This window comes from Dactylosporangium sp. NPDC005572, assembly GCF_040605515.1.
Lineage (GTDB): Bacteria > Actinomycetota > Actinomycetes > Mycobacteriales > Micromonosporaceae > Dactylosporangium.
In genome coordinates, this window is the sequence record NZ_JBEXCY010000037.1 from 15,621 (window position 1) to 35,091 (window position 19,471).

Sequence of the window (19,471 nt, forward strand, 5' to 3'; positions counted from 1 at the left end):
TCAGGACTCCTCCGTCTCGGTGCCGTGGTCGAGCAGTGCGGTGAGGACCCGGGCCAGACCGGCCACCGCGGGCGGCCGCAGCAGGCCCAGGTGGTCGCCGGCGACGCGGTGTACGCGCAGCCCGCCGGCGGCCAGGTCGCGCCAGTGGGCGAGGTACTCGTCGTAGCGCAGCCCCTGGATCGACTCGTGCCAGCCGTCGGCCAGCTCGTCGCCGAGGATCAGGTCGACCTCGCCCGGGTAGGGCTCGAACCGGTACCCCAGCCGGGCCTCCAGCAGCTCCCGCCAGCCCCGGAGCCGATGCGCCCAGGCGTCGCCGAGGTCGTCGTCGGTGAGCCACACGTCGCCGTCGTCGACCGCGCCGCGCACGAGCCCGAGCAGCTCCGCCCGGGCCGCGTCACGCGCCTCGGCCGGCAGCCCCGGGAGCGCCGCGAACAGCGCCTCCGCCCGGCGGAACGTGGCCAGGCTGGTCAGCGGGCGGTGCTGGGTCCGGCGGGTCAGGTCCACCACCGGGTCCAGCAGCACCAGCCGCGGCGCGGCGCCCGCGGCGTGCAGGCGGCGGGCCATCTCCCAGGCGATGGCGCTGGAGCCGCACCAGCCGAGCAGCACCGGCCGCCCTTCCGGCAGCTCGGCGAGGTACCGCTCGGCGATCCCGGCGACGCCGTCCGCCGTGACGGACGGGTCGTGCAGGCCGGGCCACTCGAAGGCGGCCAGCGGCACGTGGGCGGCCAGGTGTCGGTACCAGTGGGCGCTGCCCCCGCCCGGGTGCAGGCAGTGCAGCCGGGGCGTCTGCCGGCCGAACGGCACGAGCGCCGGCTGGGTCGCCCGCGGCCCCGAGGCGGCGATCGCGGCGGCGACGCCCCGGACGGTGCGCCCGGCGAGCAGGTCGCGGAACGTGACCGTGAGGTCGTGCCGCCGCTGCAGCTGGGCGACGACCCGGAGCATGAGCAGCGAGTGTCCGCCCGCCTGGAAGAAGTCGGTGTCCCGCCCGACGGCGTCGCCGAGGACGTCCTGCCAGACCTCCGCGACGGCCTCCTCGACCGCGCCGACGGGGGCCTGCAGGGCGACCGGGGCCGGCGGCGCCGCGGTCGGCGCCGGCAGCGCGCCCCGGTCGACCTTGCCGTTGGGCAGCCGGGGCAGCTCGTCGAGGAGGATCAGGTGCGCCGGCACCACCGCCGGCGGCAGGTGCCGGGCGGCGAACGCGAGCAGGTCGGCCGGGTCGGCCGTGGGCCGCTCGGGCAGGACGTAGGCGGCGAGCCGCGCGCTGCCGTCCGGACCGGGCACGGGCTGCGCCACGGCCGCCCGCACGCCGGGGTGCCGGGCCAGCACGTTCTCGACCTCGCCCAGCTCGATCCGCACGCCGCGGATCTTGAGTTGGTGGTCCCGGCGGCCGAGGATCTCGACCCGGCCCTCCCGGTCGCGCCGCGCGATGTCGCCGGTGGCGTACATGCGCGCGCCCGGCACGCCGGCCCACGGGTCGGGCAGGAACGCGGCCGCGGTCGTGGCCGGGCGCCGGAGGTAGCCGCGGGCGAGACCGTTGCCGCCGATGTACAGCTGGGCCGGCAGACCGTCGGGGACCGGCCGCAGCCGCTCGTCGAGCAGGTAGACGGTGGTGTTGGCGGCCGGCACGAACGTCCGGTCGGCGAGCCGCGTGCCGAAGCAGAACACGGTCGCCTCGCTGGGCCCGTACATGTTCCACACCTCGGCCCGGGTGGCGGCCAGCCGCCGCACCAGCTCGGCGTCCATCGCCTCGCCGCCGCTGAGCAGCCGGAATCCGGCGGGCGGGCGCCAGCCGGTGGCCAGCAGCATCCGCCAGGTCGTCGGCGACGCCTGCATGAACGTGGCCCCGGAGCCGGCCAGCAGCGCGGCGAGGGACTGCGGGTCGCGGGCCAGGTCGGCGCCGGCGAGGACCAGCCGGGCCCCGTTGGCCAGGGCGACGAAGGCGGCGAGCTGGGCCACGTCGGTGGTGATCGGCACGACCGCCACGACGACGTCGTCCTGGCGGACGCGCATGGTGCGGCGCATCGACCACACCCGGTCGGTGAGCGCGCCGTGGGTGACCATGACGCCCTTCGGCCGGCCCGTCGACCCGGACGTGTGGACCGCGTAGACCAGCTCGTCCGGGTCGGGGTGGTGCACGGTCGGTACCGGAGGGTGCGCGCCCGGCCCGGCTTCGGCGGCGACGGCGCGGACCCCGGCGTCGCGCAGGATGCCGTCCACGCGCTCCGCCGGCTCGGCCGGGTCGACGGGCACGTAGGCCGCGCCGACCCGCAGCGTGCCGAGCAGCGCCGCGATCAGGTCGGGCACGCGGGGCAGCCGCAGCCCGACCAGGTCGCCGCGGCCCACCCCGGCGTCGGCGAGCCACCCGGCCCAGGCCGCGGCCCGCTCGTCGAGCTGCCGGTAGGTGAGGGTCGCCCCGGCGGCCTCGACGGCCACGGCGTCGGGCGTCGTCGCGGCATGCTCGGCGACCAGCTCGTGCAGACCCCGGTCCGGCCGCGCGCCGCGCCGCCGGGCCCCCCGGCGGACGAGCCGCTCCTGGTCCTCGACAGCGAGCAGCGTCCCGCGGGCGTCGGCGTCGGGGTCGGCGGCCATCGCCTCCAGGGCGGCGCGGTACATCCGGGCCAGCACCTCGGCGTGCGCCCGGCCGACGCGGGCCGGCTGGGCGCTGATCAGCAGCGCGCCGCCCTGGGTCGAGACGGCGAACGGGAACTCGTTCGGGCTCACGTCGACGCTGCCCTCGGTGTCCACCGCCTGCCGGTCCAGCACGTGGAAGTCGAGGTAGTTGAAGGCGACCTCGACGAGCCGCTCGCCGCCGCCGTGCGCGCGCTGCAGTTCGGCGAGCGGGAACCGGCGGTGCGGCCACAGCTCCACCTCCTCGGCGAAGGTGGCGCGGACCAGCTCGGTCCACGTCGCCCAGCCGGTCGGCGCGACGAACGGCACCGGGTTGAGGAACATGCCGCGGACCTGGTCGCCGCCCTCGGTCTCGGTGCGCCCGTTGCAGACCAGCCCGGTGTGGAACGGCCCGTCGCCGGCCACCGTGCGCCAGACGGCGAGGTGCGCGGCGAGCAGGACGCTCTTGAGCGAGGCGCCGGCGCGCAGGGCCAGCTCGCGCAGCGGCGTCTCGAGGTCGCGGTAGGCAACGGCGATCGGCGCGTCACCGTCGTCGCTGCCGTCACCGTCGTCGCCCGCCCACGCGGGCGGGATCGTGAGCCGGTCGGCGCCGTCGAGCCGGCCCCGCCAGAACTCGCGGTCGGCGGGGTCGCGCAGGCTGTGCTGCTCCTGGGCGATGAAGTCGGCGTATCGGACCGGTGGGCCAGCCGGAAACCGCGGGGCGGCCCCGTCCCGGGCGGCCCGGTAGCCGGCCAGGATCTCGGAGACCAGCGAGTTGTGGCTCCAGCCGTCGAGGATCGCGTGGAACTCGGTGAGCGTGAGGTACCAGCGCCGCTCCTCGGCCCGGTGCGCGTGGAACCGGATCAGCGGCGCCGCCGCCAGGTCGAACAGCCGCGCCCGCTCCGTGGCGCGCAGTGCCCGCATCGACTCCAGCCGCACCGGCTGCGGCAGCCCGCGCAGGTCGCCGTGGGCCAGCTCGATCTCGGCCCGCTCGTGCACCAGCTGCAGCGGCTCGCTGAAGCCGGTCAGGTCGAACGACGTGCGCAGGATCTCGTGCCGGGCGACGACCGCGTCGAGCGCGGCGCGCAGGGCGGCGGCGTCGAACTCGCCGTCGTCGCGGATCAGGTAGCTGGTGACGTTGTGGTACGGCCGGTGCTGCGGGTCGGCGAGCAGCTCGTAGACCATGCCGGCCTGGACCCGCGCCATCGGGTAGGCGTCGGCCAGCCCGGCCGGCAGCCGCTCCCGGTCGTCCGGGTCGAGCAGGGCGAACGGCGCGGTGCCGACCCGCTCGGCGGTGCCCGGCCCACCGCCCGTGGCGCCGACGAGCTCGGCGACGCTCTGGTGGCGGAACACGTCCTGTACGGTCGCGTGGTAGCCGGCCGCGCGGAGCCGCCCGACGAGTTGCACGGCGCGGATCGAGTCGCCGCCGAGGCTGAAGAAGTTGTCCTGTACCCCGACGTCCGACGAGCCGAGCACCTCGGCCCAGATGCGGGCGACCGCCGCCTCCGTCGCGTCGCGCGGCGCGACGGGCGCCGCCGGGCCCGCGGGCGCGCGCGGCCCGTCGAGCGAGGGCGCGGGCAGCGCCCGGCGGTCGACCTTGCCGTTGGCGGTCATCGGCAGCTTGGGCAGCAGCACGAACGCGGCCGGCACCATGTACCCGGGCAACCGCGCGGCGACGTACGCCCGCAGGTCCGCGCCCGCGGGGGCGGCGCCGTCCTTCGGCACCACATAGCCGACGAGCTGCCGCTGCCCCGGTTCGGGCTCGTGGACGCCGGCCACGGCGGCCGCCACGTCCGCGTGCCCGGCGATGCATCCGCCGACCTCGTCGAGCTCGATGCGGAACCCGCGGATCTTCACCTGGTCGTCGAGCCGGCCGAGGAAGCCGATGTCGCCGCCGCGCAGCAGTCGCGCCTTGTCCCCGGAGCGGTACAGCCGCGCGCCCGGCGGGCCGGCCGGGTCGGGGACGAACCGCTCGGCCGTCAGCCGGGGGAGCCCCAGGTAGTCGCGCGCCACGCCGGCGCCGCCCACGTACAGCTCTCCGGGCACGCCGACCGGCGCCGGGCGCATCCGCGGGTCGAGCACGCTGAGGCTCAGGTCCGTCAGCGGCGCGCCGATCGGGCTGCGATCGCCGTCGAGGTCGCGGCGATCCAGCGCCCGGAACGTCACGTGGACCGTCGTCTCGGTGATGCCGTACATGTTCACCAGGCGGGGCGTCTCGTCGCCGAACCGCTGCCACCAGGGCGCCAGCATCGGCACGTCGAGCGCCTCCCCGCCGAACACCACCAGGCGCAGCCGCAGCCGGTCGAGGCCGGCCTCGCCGCGGCGGGCCAGTTCGACGAGCGAGCGGAACGCCGACGGTGTCTGGTTGAGCACCGTCACGCCCTCGTCGGCGAGCAGGGTCACGAGGTCCCACGGCGACCGGGCCGTCTCCTGCGGCACGATCACCAGCCTGCCGCCGTACGCGAGCGCCCCCCAGATCTCCCACACCGAGAAGTCGAACGCGAACGAGTGGAACAGCGCCCACACGTCGAAGGGCCCGAACCGGAACTGCGCGTCGGTCGCCGTGAACAGCCGGGCGGCGTTGGCGTGGGTGACCCGCACGCCCTTGGGCCGGCCCGAGGAGCCCGAGGTGTAGATGACGTACGCGAGGTCGTCGGGGTGCACCCGCACGTCCGGTGCGCCTGCCGGCTGCGCGTCGATCCGGGCGGCCTCCTGCGGGTCGTCGAGGGCGAGGACCGCGACCCCGGCGGCGGCAAGGCCCTGCAGCCGGGGCGCGTCCGCGGTCGTGGTGACGACGACCGGCGCTGCCGCGTCGCGCACCTGGAACGCGATGCGCTCGTCCGGGTACTGCGGGTCGAGCGGTAGGTAGGCGGCGCCCGCCTTGAGGGCGGCGAGCAGCGCGACGATCATGTCGGTGCCCCGGGGCAGCAGGATGCCGACCAGGGCCTCCCGGCCGGCGCCGGCCTGCCGCAGCCGGCGGGCCAGCCGGTTGGCCTTCGCCTCCAGCTCGCCGTACGACATCCGCGTCGTGCCGGACGTCAGCGCCACCGCGCACGGCTCGCGCTCGGTGTGCGCCGCGAACCGCTCGTGCAGGCACGGCCCGTCGGGCGGCGCCGCGACGGGCCGGCGGGTGAGCCGCGCCCCCTCCTCGCCGGCGTCGAGCAGCGGCAGGTCGTCGACCCGGCGGCCGGGGTCGGCCACCGCGGCGGCGAGCAGCCGGCCGTAGTGCTCGGCCATCGCCGCGACCGTCTCGGCGTCGAACAATGCGTGCGGGAACGTGACCTCGCCGGCGACCGAGCCGTCGGGGCGCTCCTCCAGCGTCCAGCTCAGGTCGAACTTGGCTTGGTCGGACGGCACCGGCACGGCCTCGCCGGCGACCGGGCCGGCCGCGAAGCGCAGCGGCTCGGTGTTCTGCAGCGTCAGGTTCACCGTGGTGAACGGGTGCGCCGACACGTCGCGGTCCACCGCGAGCGCGTCGACGACCCGCTCGAACGGCACGTCCTGGTGGGCGTAGGCGGACAGCGCCGTCTCGCGGGCGCGGTCGAGCAGCACGGCGAAGGTGGGTGCGCCGGACAGGTCGGCCCGCAGTACGAGCAGGTTGACGAGGAAGCCGACCAGCTCGTGCGTGCCCGGGTGGGTCCGGCCGGCGACCGGGGTCGACACGGCGAGGTCGGTCTGGCCGGTGTACCGGTGCAGCAGCGCCCAGAGGCCGGCGAGGTACACCATGAAGCGGGTCGCGCGGTGTGCCCCCGCCAGCCGGCCGATCTCGGCCCCCAGTTCGGCGGGCAGCTCGAACGGCACCGTCGCGCCGGCCGGCTGCCAGCTGACCGGACGGCGCCGGTCGGTCAGCAGCTCGGGCGGCGCCAGGCCGCGCAGCCGCTCCCGCCAGTACCGCAGGCCGTCATCGGTGTCCTGAGCGCGCTGCCAGGCGGCGAAGTCGGCGTACTGCACCGGATCGGGCAGGTCCCGGCCGGCGCACAGGTCGGCGAGCTCGCGCACGAGCACGCCGCACGACCAGCCGTCGACGGCGATGTGGTGGATCACCAGGACGAGCACGTGGTGGTCGGGCGCGAGCCGCACCAGCCGGGCCCGCAGCACCGGCCCGGCGGCGAGGTCGAACGGCTCGGCCAGCGCCGCCGCGACCGTCGCGGCGCCGGCGTCCTCGTCGCCGCCGGACACCGGCAGCGGTACCAGCGCGGGCGGGTCGACGAGCTGCACCGGCTCGCCGTCGGCGCCGGCGCCGTAGCGGGTCCGGAGCACCTCGTGCCGGGCGGCGAGCGCCGTGAGCGCCTCGGCGAGCACGGCCGGGTCGAGCGGGCCGCGCAGCCGCAGCACGATCGGCACGAGGTACTCCACGCCGCCCGGCCGCAGCCGGTCGAGGAACCACAGCCGGCGCTGCGCGGACGAGGCGGCCGGCGGCGCGGTGCGCGGCACGGCCGGGAAGCCGGCGGCGGTCGCGCGCTCCGGGCCGCGCTGCCGCAGCCGGCCGAGCAGCACGGCGGTGCCGGCGGTGGGTTGGGTGACGTCGGTCATGCGTTCTCCCTGCCGGGGTCGGCGGTCTCGGCGAGCCGGGCCAGGGCGACGGCCTGGTCGGCGACGGTCGTGGCCTCGAACAGCAGTCGCAGCGGAATCCGGAGGCCGAACAGGTCGTCCAGCCGGGCGAGCAGGCGCGTGACGAGCAGCGAGTGACCGCCCAGGTGGAAGAAGTCGTCGGTGACGTCCACCGTGGACACTCCGAGCAGGTCGGCCCAGGCCGCGGCGATGGCGGCCTCGACCTCGTCGCGAGGCGCCGTGTGCCCGCGCCGCTGCAGCACGTCGTCGGGGCGGGGCGCGGGCAGGGCCCGCCGGTCGATCTTCTTGCTCGCGTTGAGCGGCAGCTCGTCCAGTGCCAGCCACGCGTTGGGGATCATGTAGTCGGGCACCTGGTCGCGCAGGTGCTCGCGCAGCTCGTGGAACGACAGCCGGTGGCCCCCGCGCGGCACCACGTAGCCGACCAGGCGGGCGTCGCCGGGGGTCAGGTCGCGCACCGCGACCGCCGCCGCGGCCACCGCCGGGTGGGTGCCGAGCGCGACCTCGATCTCGCCCGGCTCGATCCGGAACCCGCGCAGCTTCACCTGCGCGTCGATGCGGCCGAGGAACTCGATCGTGCCGTCCGGGCGCCACCGCACCGCGTCGCCGGTGCGGTACAGCCGCTCGCCGGGCCGGTCGCCGAACGGGTCGGGCACGAACCGGTCCGCGGTGAGCGCCGGTCGGCGCAGGTAGCCGCGGGCGACCCGGGCCCCGCCGACGCAGAGCTCGCCGGCGACCCCGACCGGGACCGGGTTGAGATCCTGGTCGAGCACGTATGCGCGGGTCCCGGGCAGCGGCCGCCCGATCGGCAGGCCGGTCTCCGGCGGAGTGCCGGCCACGTCCCGCGCCGCCGCCGGGTGGGTGAGGCACACGACCGTCGCCTCCGTCGGCCCGTACGCGCCGATGAACCGGGCCGGCTGGCCCGCGTCGTACCACCGGCGGGCGTCGCCGTGGGTCACCAGCTCCCCGCCGACGTGGATGATGCGCAGCGCCGCCAGCCGCGGGTCGTTCGGCCGCACCCCGTCCATGACCTGCCGGTAGTACGCCGGCGTGAACAACACGTGCGTGACTGCGGCGGCGGCGAGGCGGTCCGGGACCTCCGACGGCGCCCAGAACCGCGCGTCGCTGACCGTCAGCGCGCCACCCACCAGCAGCGTCACCGCGAGCTGCTCCATCGCCAGGTCGAAGGTGAGCGCCGAGAGCAGCACCCCCCGGTCGTCCGCGGTCAGCCCGTGCAGCGCCGCCGTCGTCCGGCAGTGATGCGTGTACGAGCGGTGCGTGACCATCACGGCCTTCGGGCGGCCCGTCGAACCGGAGGTGTAGATCATGTACGCGAGCCGGTCCGGGTCGCCGGGCGGCAGGGCGACCGGTGCCCCGGCCGCGTGGGCCGGGTCGGCGGTGTCGGGCGCGTCGACGGCCAGGACCGGTGCGGTCACGCCGTCGAGCCGGTCGCGCAGCCGGGCGTGGGTGGCGACGACCGCCGGGCGCAGGTCGTCGAGGATCGCGGCCAGGCGCCCCGGCGGCTGGCCGGTCCCGAGGGGCACGTAGACGCCGCCGGCCTTGAGCACGCCGAGCAGCGTGACCACCGCGTCGATCGACCGCTCCAGGTGGACCGCGACCGGCGTCTCCGGGCCGACGCCGGCGGCGGCGAACCGCCGGGCGAGGGCCGTGGAGCGCCGGGACAGCTCCGCGTAGGTGACCCGCTCGTCCTCGTGTTGCAGCGCGATCGCGTCCGGCCGGCGTGCGGCCTGCACCTCGAACTCCTCGTGCAGGCACCCACCCTCGAACACCGGCTCCGCCGCGCCGCGCAGCAGCTCGTCGCGCTCCGCCGGGGTGAGCAGGTCGAGCCGGCCGACCCGCCGGTCCGGCCGCGCCGCGGCGGTGGCGAGGGTGACCAGGTGTCCGGCCATCCGGGTCGCCGTCGCGGCGTCGAACAGCGCCGTGGCGTACTCCAGTTCGGCGGTGTACCCGCCGTCGGCCCGCGCGCGCAGCGCCAGTGTCAGGTCGAACTTCGCCGTGGTGCGGGCGACCGCGAACGGCGCCGCCGCGAGCCCCGGCCAGTCCGCCCCGGCCGGCGGCTCCTCGCTCAGGTCGAACATCACCTCGCACACGGGCAGCCGCGCGGGGTCGCGCGACGGCGCGACATGCTCGACGAGCCGGTCGAACGGCAGCGCCGCGTGCGCCAGGCCGTCGAGCACCCGGTCGCGGACGCGGCCGACCAGCGCCTCGAAGGTCGGGTCGTCGCTCAGGTCGATCCGCACCGGCACGGTGTTGACGAACAGCCCGGCCACGTCGTGCAGGTCGGCGTGGTCCCGCCCGGCGACCGGGGTCCCGATGGTCAGGTCGGTGCCACCGGTGTACCGCCGCAGCAGCGCGAAGAACAGGCCGAGGAACGTCATGAACGCCGTCGCACCCTGTCGCCGGCCCGTCGCCAGCAGCGGACCGACGACGCCGGGCGGCAGGTCGACGGTGACCGCGGCGCCGGCCGGGTCGCGGACCGGGCCGCGCGGCCGGTCCAGCGGCAGGTCCAGCGGCGCCAGGCCGGCGAGGCGGTCCCGCCAGTAGGCCAGGTCCTCGTCGGCCGTCGCCCCGCGCTGTTCCCAGGCCGCGTAGTCGGCGTATCGCACCGGCACCGGCCGCAGCCGGTCCGGTTCGGCGGTGGTCTGCGCGCGGTACAGCGCGGCGAGGTCGCGCGCGAGGATCGCGTCGGACCAGGCGTCGGTCGCGATGTGGTGCATGACGAGCAGCAGGACGTGGTCGTCGCCGCCGAGGCGCAGCAGGTGCGGCGCCACCGGCGCTCGGGCGGCCAGGTCGAACGGCCGCGCCGCCAGCGCGCCCGCCACGGCCGGCAGCTCCGACTCGCCGGTGTCCGTGACGGGCAGCGCCACCTCGCCGGGCGACTCGACCAGCTGCACCGCCCCACCACCCGGATCCGGCGCGTAGCGGGTGCGCAGGATCCCGTGCCGTTCGAAGAGCCGCCGCAGCGCCCGGCCGAGCGCATCGACGTCGAGCGGTCCGCGCAGCCGGAGACCGAAGGTCACGTGGTACTGGCTGCCGCCCTCCAGCAGCTGCAGGAACCACATGCGCTGCTGCGCCGACGACAGGGGAGCGGGCCCGGTGTGCGCGGCGATGCCGCCGTCGCCACTGCGGTTGCCACTGCGGTTGCCCCGGTCGGCGAGCCGGGCCGCGATGCGGCTGACCGTGCGCTCCTCGAAGACGACCCGCACCGGCAGGTCGGCGCCGAGCTCCGCGCGCAGCCGGCTGACCAGCCGGACGGCCAGCAGCGAGTGGCCCCCGAGGTCGAAGAAGTCCTCGTCGACGCCGACGTCGTCGCGGCCCAGCACCTCCGCCGCCAGCGCGGCCACCCCGGCCTCGGCGGCCGTGCGGCGTCGCCTGGTCGCTGGCGCCGTCGCCGGCGCCGGCCCGTCGGCCGGCTCCGGCAGGGCGGCGCGGTCGATCTTGCCGCTGGTGGTCTGCGGCATCCGGGGGACGGCGACGTACAGCGACGGCAGGTGCGTCTCGGGCAGGCTCCGGGCCAGGAATGCGCGCAGCTCGGCCGGTGCCAGGCCGGGCTGCGACGGGCCGCGGGCGACGACGTAGGCGACGAGCCGCGGCTGGCCGTCGGGGCCCGGTCGCGGTACCACGGCGGCCGACGCGATGGCGGGGTGCGCGCCGAGGGCGGCCTCGACCTCGCCCGGCTCGATCCGGACACCGCGGATCTTCACCTGCTGGTCGGCGCGGCCCAGGAAGTCCAGGACCCCGTCGGTCCGGCGGCGGACCACGTCCCCGGTGCGGTACGCCCGGGACCCCGGCGGACCCCACGGGTCGGGGACGAAGCGCTCGGCGGTCAGCCGCGGCCGGCCCAGGTATCCGCGCCCCACCCCGGCGCCGGACACGACCAGTTCGCCCGGGACACCGGCCGGGGCCGCAGTGCCCCCGGCGAGCAGCACCTCCGCGCGGGTGTTGTCCAGCGGCCGGCCGATCGCAACGGTGGCGGCGCCGCGGTCGGCCGGCCCGTACTGCCACGCGGTGACGTCGATCGAGCACTCGGTCGGCCCGTAGGTGTTCACCAGCACCGCGCCGGTGCGCTCGGTCAGCCGGTGCGCCAGGTCGCCGGCCAGCGCCTCGCCGGCCGAGAAGATCAGCCGCAGCCCGGTGCGGCGGTCGAGTCCCGGCTCCTCGGCGAGCAGCCGCAGGAACGACGGCACGCCCTGCAGCACGGTGATCCGTCCGGCGGCGAGCGCCCGTACCATCAGCGCCGGGTCCCGCTCGGTGCCAGGCTCCGGCAGCACCACCGTGCCGCCCCAGACGAGCGGCCCGAGCAGCTCCCACACCGACGCGTCGAACGTGACGGCGGTCTTCTGCAGCATCCGGTCCGCGGGGCCCAGGCCGTGGCGGCGCACCGCCCACAGGACCCGGTTGGTGATGCCGCGGTGCGGCACGACGACGCCCTTGGGCCGTCCGGTCGATCCTGACGTGTAGATGACGTACGCGGCACCGTCCGGGTCGGTCCGCACCGGGGCGGCGTCGCCGGGGCACGCGTCGATCGCGGACCGCGCCGTCCGCAACCCGATCACCCCCACCTCGCCGGCGGGCGGCGGTGCGTCGTCGTCGGCGACGACGAGCCGGGCGCCCGCGTCGCGCAGCATCCAGGCGGTGCGCTCGGCCGGGTGCGCGGAGTCCAGCGGCAGGTAGGCGCCGCCGGCCCGCTGGATCGCGAGCACCGCGACGACCAGGTCGATCCCGCGCGGCAGCCGGACCCCGACCACGTCGTCGCGGCGCACACCGGCCCCGCGCAGGTGGTGGGCGAGCCGGTTGGCCGCCGCGTCCAGCTCGGCGTAGGTGACGCGACGACCCGGCGCTTCGGCCGCGATCGCGTCGGGGGCGGTGCGGGCCCGATCCGCGATCAGCTCGGGCAGCCCCGCGTCGCCGTTGTGGACCTGCGGCCCGGCGATCTCGCGGCCGTGGGCCGCGCGTTCGTCGGCGCCGAACAGGTCGAGCCGGTCGACGCGCGTGTCCGGGGCCGCGGTGACCCGCTCCAGCATCTGCCGGTAGTGCCCGGCGAGGCGCTGGACGCTCGCGCGGTCGAACAGCGCCTCGGCGTACTCCAGCTCACCGTCGAGCCCGCCGTCCGCACGGCGGGTCAGCTCGAGCGTCAGGTCGAACTTGGCGGTGCGCCACGGTACCGGCTCGGGCTCCACCGCCAGCCCCGGCAGCCGGAACCGGCCCGCGCCCTCCTCCCGGAAGGCGAACAGCAGCCCGAACAGCGGATGCCGGGACAGGTCCCGCTGCGGCGCCAGCCGCTGCACCAGCAGCTCGAACGGCAGGTCGTCGTGGCGGTAGGCGGCGGTCGCCACGTCCCGCACCCGCTCCAGCAGCCCGGTGAACGACGGCGCCCCGGAGGCGTCGACCCGCACCACGACCGAGTTGACGAAGTACCCGATGAGGTCGTCGACGACCACCCCGCCGCGCCCGGACACCGGCACGCCGACGGCGAGGTCGGTGCGTCCGGTGTACTGCGTGAGCAGCGCGAAGTACCCGGTGAGGTAGGTCATGAACGGCGTCGCGCCGTGTCCGCGCGCCAGCGTGTCGAGCCGCTCGACCAGCGCCGCCGGCACGCTGAACCGTACGACACCGCCGCGCGGGTCCCGCACGGGCGGCCGGACCCGGTCGGCCGGCAGCTCGGTCGGCTCCAGACCGGCGAGCTGATCCGCCCAGTACCGCTGCAGCCCCTCCAGCCGGGCGCCGCTGAGATGGCGGCGCTGCCGGACCGTGAACTCCCCGTACTGCAGCGCGGGCGGCGGCCCGGGCACGCCGGCGTAGGCGTCGGCCAGCTCGGCCGCGAACACTCCGGCGGACCAGCCGTCGATCGCGATGTGGTGCACCACCAGGCTCAACACGTGCTCGTCCGGCGCCACCCGCACCAGCCGGGCCCGCAGCACGGGCCCGGCGGCGAGGTCGACCGGGGTCGTCAACTCCTGCACCAGCACGGCCTGCGGGTCGCCCCCGGTGACGGGCAACGGCACCGCCGCCGGCGGGTCGACGACCTGCAGGGCCGTGCCGTCCGCGCCGGCGGTGTACCGGGTGCGCAGGATCTCGTGCCGCGCCACCACCGCGCTCAGCGCCCGCGCCAGCGCGCCGACGTCGAGCGCACCGCGCAGCCGCAGCGCGGTGAGCACCAGGTACTCGGTACTGCCCGGGTTCAGCTGGTCGAGGATCCACAGCCCCTGCTGCGCGAACGACAGGGGCCGCGGCCCGGCGTCCGGCTGCGGGTCCCCGGCCGGTCCGGGCAGGGCCGCGGGTTCGGTTCGGGCCCCGGCGCCCGACAGCGCGGCCGGCCCGAACATCGCGGCGAGCTGGGCCTGGACCCGGGCGGCGAGCAGTGCGGCCAGCCCGGCCACGGTCGGCGCCGCGAACAGGTCCCGCGCGGTCACCGGGAAGCGTTCCCGCAGCCGGGCAGCGACCCGGGCGGCCAGTAGCGACTGGCCGCCGAGGTCGAAGAAGTCGTCCCGGCGCCCGACCCGCGCCACGCCCAGCAGCTCCTGCCACACGTCCGCGATCGCCTGTTCGGCCGGCGTGGACGGAGCCTCCGCGGCGGTACCGACGGCGCCGCTGGCGGCCACCGGGACGGCACCCTCCAGCGCCGCGACGGCGCGGCGGTCGAGCTTGCCGTTGCGCAGCAGCGGCAGTGCCGGCACGAAGGCCCACAGGTCCGGCACCTCGTGGCCGGGCAGCCGCGCCGCCACGTGGGCGCGCAGCTCGCCGGCGTCGATTGGCGCGGCCGCCGCCACCACGTACGCGGCGAGCCGGTCGGCGGCGAGGGTGACGGCCGCGGCCGCGACCGCGGGGTGTGCGATGAGCGCCCGTTCGACCTGCGCCGGCTCGACCCGGTAGCCGCGCACCTTCAGCTGGTCGTCGCGGCGGCGCAGGAACACCAGGTCACCGGCCTGCCGGCGGACGAGGTCGCCGGTGCGGTACAGGCGGGCGCCGGGCTCGGCCGGCCAGGGGTCGGGCACGAACCGCTCGGCGGTGAGGCGCGGGCCGGCGGCGTAGCCGAGGCCGACGCCGGCGCCGCCGACGTACAGCTCGCCCGGCTCCTCGTCCGGTACCGGGCGCATCGCGTCGTCGAGCAGGTGGACGGTCACGCCCGGGATCGGGCGGCCGATCGGCACGGGGCCCGGCCGCACCGCGCCGGCCGGTGCGGTGTGCACGCAGCAGGCGACGGCCGTCTCGCTGGGGCCGTAGCTGTTCACCACGAGCGTTTCCGGGGCGGTCGCCGCCCACGGCTGCAGCTGCTCGCCGTACAGCGCCTCGCCGCCGACAACGAGGCATCGGGTGGCCTCCGCGCGGGGTGGCGCCGCCAGGAGGTCGAGGTGGGTCGGGGTCAGCTTCAGCACGCCGAAACCGCCCGGGTCGGACAGGAGCGCGGCGAGCGGTTCGACGCCCGGCGCCTCCTCGACCAGGTGGACCGCGCCGCCCGCGGCGAGCGTCGGCCAGAGCGCGGTGAGTCCGAGGTCGTACGCGAGCGACGTGTGCAGCGGCGCGCCGGCGCCCGGCCCCAGCGGCAGGGCGCCCACCGCCCAGCGGACGTAGTTGGCGAGCCCTCCCCGGGTCACCACCGCGCCCTTCGGGGTGCCGGTCGAGCCCGAGGTGTAGACGAGGTACGCCGGGTCGCCGGGGTGCGGGTCGGGCGGCGCGGCAGCGTCGCCCGCACTGCCGGGCGACTGGTCCAGGTGCAGTGCGCGCACGCCGGCCGGTGCCGGCGCGCCGGGGACGGTGATCGCCAGCGTCGCGTCGGTGTCGGCGACGGCCTGGCGCAGCCGTTCCTGCGGATGCGCGGGGTCGAGGGGCACGTACGCCGCGCCGGAACGCAGCACGCCCAGGAGCGCGACGACGAGGTCCGCGCTGCGCGGCAGCCGGACCACCACGAACGTCCCGCGACCGGCGCCGGCCCGGCGCAGCCGGTGGGCCAGCGCATCGGCCGCCAGGTCGAGCTCGGCGTAGGTCAGCGTCCGGCCGAGGCCGGTCACCGCGATCGCCTCCGGTGCCCCGCCGAGCGTCACCGTGCTCGCCGCGACCGTCTCGGTGCGCGGGCCGGGCGTGCTCTGCGTGCCGAGTCCGGCCAGCGGGGTCTCCGGCGCGTCGCCGGCCTCCGCGAGGAACCGCAGGTACTCGGCGGTGAGCGCGGCGACCGTGGCGGGGTCGTAGCGCGCGGCCGGGTACTCGATCCGCCCGTCGAGCCCGCCGTCGGGCCGGGCCGTCACGTGGCAGCCGAGGTGGAACTTCGCGCCGGGCAGGTCGGGCAGCCCGATCCCGGGGGCGGCGCTCGCCGCGTGCATGGTGAACATCGTGGTGAAGAGCGGGTGCCGGGCGGCGACCCGCTCGACGACCCGGTCGAACGGCACGGCGGCGTGGGCCTGCGCGTCGACCGCCGCGTCGCGCACCGTGCCGAGCAGCCGCCGGAAGCTCTCCGCCGGGTCGACCGCCACGCGCACGACGACCGTGTTGACCATGAGTCCGGCGACCGGCTCCAGCTCGGGCCGGTCGCGCCGGGAGACCGCGACGCCGACCGGGACGTCGAGGCTGCCGGTCCGGCGGGACAGCACCGCGACGAAGCCGGCCAGCAGCACCGCGAACGGTGTCGCGTCGTGGGCCGCCGCCAGCTCGTGCAGGCGGCCGGTCACCGCGGCCGGGACGGTGAACCGCACGGTCCCGCCCCGCGTGTCGTCGGTGTCCCTCGCAGGGTCGCCGGCCCCCGTCGCCGCGAGGGACACCGGGCGGGCGCCGGTCAGGCGGTCGCGCCAGAACCGCAGTGACGCCTCGTCGGCGGCGGCCGGGCGCCGGGCCTGCCAGGCGGCGTAGTCCGCGTACTGCACGGGAACCGGGGGCAGCGGGTGGCCGAGGTACGCCGTGTGCAGCTCGGCGGCGAGGAGCTCGTTGGTGCGGTCGTCGGTGGCGATGTGGTGCAGGACGAACAGGACCGTGTCGCCCGACCGGACGACGCGGATCGGCGGGGCCGCCGCCAGGTCGAACGGCTGCCGCAGCAGGTCGTCGAGGACCTGGCCGGGGGTGCGGGGGTCGGTCGGCGGTGCCACCTCGGCGGGCGGGTCGACGACCTGTCGCGGCTCGCCGTCCGGCGCGACCGGGTACCGCGTGCGCAGGATCTCGTGCCGGGCGAACAGCTGCGTCAGCGCGGCCGTCAGCCGGGCCGGGTCCACCGGGCCGGGGAGGGTGACGGCGAGCGGTTCGTTGTAGGCGACGCCCGCCGGGTCCAGCTGTTGCAGCAGCCACATGCGGTGCTGCTCGGCGGAGAGGGGCAGCCGGGCGCCGTCGCGGGGGGCCGGGCGCACCGGGGGCGCCGCCGGGGCGGCCGCGGCGAGCCGGGCCGCGATGGCGGCCGGCGTGCGGGCCTCGAAGCAGGCAGCGATAGGCAGGTCGACGCCGAACTCCGCGCGCAGCCGGTTCACCGCGCGCAGGGCGAGCAGGGAGTCCCCGCCGGCGGCGAAGAAGTCCTCGTCCGGGGCGAGCGCGGGGCGGTCGAGCACCTCCGCCAGGAGCTTCGCCGTGACCTCCTCGACCGTCGTCCGAGGGGCCGTGCCCCGAGCCGCCGGGGGCGCGGAAGTCGCGGGGGACGGCGGCAGGGGCAGCGCGGCGCGGTCGATCTTGCCGTTGGCCGTCGTCGGGAACGCGTCGAGCGGGACGAGGTGCGTGGGGACGAGGTACGCGGGCAGCCGCTCGGCGCAGAACGCGCGCAGGGCCGGCAGGTCGGCGGCCGCGCCGGCCGGCTGGACGTAGCCGACCAGCCGGGGCGTGCCGTCCGGCCCGGGCACGGGGTGGACGACCGCGGCGCGCACCGCGGGGTGGGCCACGAGCACCGCCTCGATCTCCGCGGGCTCGACCCGGAAGCCGCGGATCTTCACCTGGTGGTCGGTGCGGCCGAGGATCTCGATCCGGCCGCCGGGGTGGCGCCGGGCAAGGTCGCCGGTGCGGTACAGGCGCCCGGCACCGAACGGATCCGGCAGGAACCGGTCCGCGGTCAGCGCCGGGCGGCCGAGGTAGCCGGCGGCGACGCCGACGCCCCCGATGTACAGCTCGCCGGTGCAGCCGGTGGGCAGCGGCTCCAGCCGCGCGTCGAGCACGCGGAGCGTGGTGCCGGCCACGGCGGCGAAGTCGTGGACGGCGCCGTCGACCACCGTGGCCGTCGACGACCACACGGTCGTCTCCGTCGGCCCGTAGAGGTCCCACAGCCGCACGCCCGTGTCGCAGAGCCGGCGGGCCAGGTCGGCGGGCAGCCGTTCACCGCCGCAGAGCGCGGTGAACCCGGCCGGCGGCACCCAGCCCGCGTCCAGCAGCAGTCGCCAGGTCGTGGGGGTGGCCTGCATGGTCCGTGCGGCGCTGTCCCGCAGCAGCCCCGCCAGGCGCTCGGGATCGCGGGCCTGCGCGGACGTCGCGACCACCACCCGCCCGCCCGTCGCCAGCGGCAGGAACAGCTCCAGCGCGGCGATGTCGAACGACACCGTCGTCACCGCCGGGAACACCGCGCCCGCGGTCAGGCCGGGCCGCTGGGCCATCGACCGCAGGAAGTTCGTCAGCGCGCCGTGCGTGACCAGGACACCCTTGGGCCGCCCGGTGGATCCCGAGGTGAAGATGACGTAGGCGGCGTCCTCCGCCGCGACGTCGGGCAGCGGCGCCGGCGCGTCCGGCAGCTCGTCGAGGGTGAGGACCGTGGCGGGGCCGCCGGCCGCCGCCGGCAGTGCGCCGATCACGGCGGTGGCCCCGGCGCCGTCGAGGACGGCGGCAAGGCGGGGCGCCGGGTGCTCGGGGTCCAGCGGCAGGTACGCGGCGCCGGCCCGCACCGCGCCGAGCAGCGCGGCCGTCAGGTCCACGCCACGCTCCAGCGCGACGGCGACGACGTCGCCCCGCCGCACGCCGCGCCGGCGCAGCTCGGCGGCGATCGCGCCGGACCGCGCGAGCAGGCCCGCGTAGGTCAGCCGGCGGCCGCCGCACTCCACGGCGACGGCGTCGGGCGTGCGGGCGGCCTGGGCGGCGATCAGCTCGTGCACCGGGGCCGCCGGCAACGGCCCGGTGGCCGGGCGCGGCAGCGCGAGCGCCTCCCGCAGCTCCGCCGGGGGCAGCAGGGGCAGCCGGCCCAGGCTCGGCGGGTCCGGCGCGGCGAACGCCGCACAGACGACGGCGAGGCGGCCCGCGAGCCGGGCCGCCTCCTCTTCGTCCCCGTGTTCGACCTCGCCCCTGGGCACCCCGTCGGCGCCGCGGCGCACCCGGACCACCAGCCGGTCCGGGCCGGTGCGGGGGCCGACGAACACCGTCTCCGCCAGTACCGCCCCGAAGTCGGCACCGGATGCGTCGAGCACCTCGACCACCGCCGCGACCGGCTCCGCGGGCGAGGACGGCCCCGCGACGGCCAGCGCGGCCGACACCCGCGCGATCGCGTCCGCGACGCTCAGCCCGGGCGCGAGGTCCGGTGCGACCGTCACGGTTGCCCCGCCGGCCCGCAGCTCCAGGGCGCCGGCCCACTCGCCGCCGTGGCGCGCCACCAGCGTCTGCACGGCCGCGAGCAACGTCGCCGGGTCCGCGCTGCGCGCCGCGAACGGGGCCGCCGACGTCGGCCGGGCGGCCGTCGCCGGCGCGACGGGCCCTCGCGGGAGCGGTTGCGCCGGGCGGCCCGCGTACCGGTCCGCCACCGCGGCAGCCACCGCGTCGACGGTGACCGCCGTGGCCGCGGCGTCGAGCGCCAGCAGCAGCACATGCTCGTCGGGGCCGACGTCCAGCAGTACAGCGTCGAGCGGCCCGTCGAGCGGCCCGGTCGGCTCCCGCCGCAGCCGGTCGAACAGCACGTCGACGGTGCGCATCAGATCGGCCGTCGCGCGCAGGCCGGCCGGCGGCGCGGCCCGCCGGGGCAGCGCCTCGCCGCCGGCGCCCAACTCGGGATGGTCGCGCAGCAGGCCGGCGAACGCCGCGTCGAGCGCGGCCCGGTTCAGCGGGCCGCGCAGGCGCAGGGCGAGGGGGGTCAGGTGCCGCACCGCCGCGGGGCGGGCGGCGGTGTGCTCAGCCGGCATCGTCGGCCATGCGCTGACGCAGGCTCAGCGGACGCATGTCGGTCCACACCCGTTCGATGTGGTCCAGGCACTCGTCGCGACTGCCCGCGGTGCCCTCGGCCCGCCACCCGGGCGGCAGGTCGCGGTCGGCGGCCCAGATCGAGTACTGCTCCTCGTGGTTGACCACCACGAGGTACTGGTCCCGGGGCTGGACGCTGGTGTCCATGACGACTCCTTGT

3 protein-coding genes are annotated in these 19,471 nt (G+C 77.4%); all 3 read right to left on the minus strand.

Features of this window, described 5'->3' with window-relative positions; all coding sequences use genetic code 11:
- From ABZS66_RS20215 to ABZS66_RS20225, 3 genes are read right to left on the minus strand one after another with little or no spacing between them, the layout of a single operon-like run.
- Positions 1-7,140, minus strand: coding sequence for an amino acid adenylation domain-containing protein (locus tag ABZS66_RS20215; protein WP_354759733.1), 7,140 nt, complete (start codon positions 7,138-7,140; stop codon positions 1-3).
- Positions 7,137-19,253, minus strand: coding sequence for an amino acid adenylation domain-containing protein (locus ABZS66_RS20220; protein ID WP_354759734.1), 12,117 nt, complete (start codon positions 19,251-19,253; stop codon positions 7,137-7,139). Before ABZS66_RS20220 ends, ABZS66_RS20215 begins: the two co-directional genes overlap by 4 nt.
- A complete protein-coding gene (locus tag ABZS66_RS20225) occupies positions 19,243-19,458 on the minus strand; it encodes an MbtH family NRPS accessory protein (protein WP_354759736.1) in 216 nt (71 codons plus the stop codon). The genes ABZS66_RS20220 and ABZS66_RS20225 overlap by 11 nt, the downstream gene beginning before the upstream one ends.
- Between the last annotated feature and the right edge of the window lie 13 nt (positions 19,459-19,471).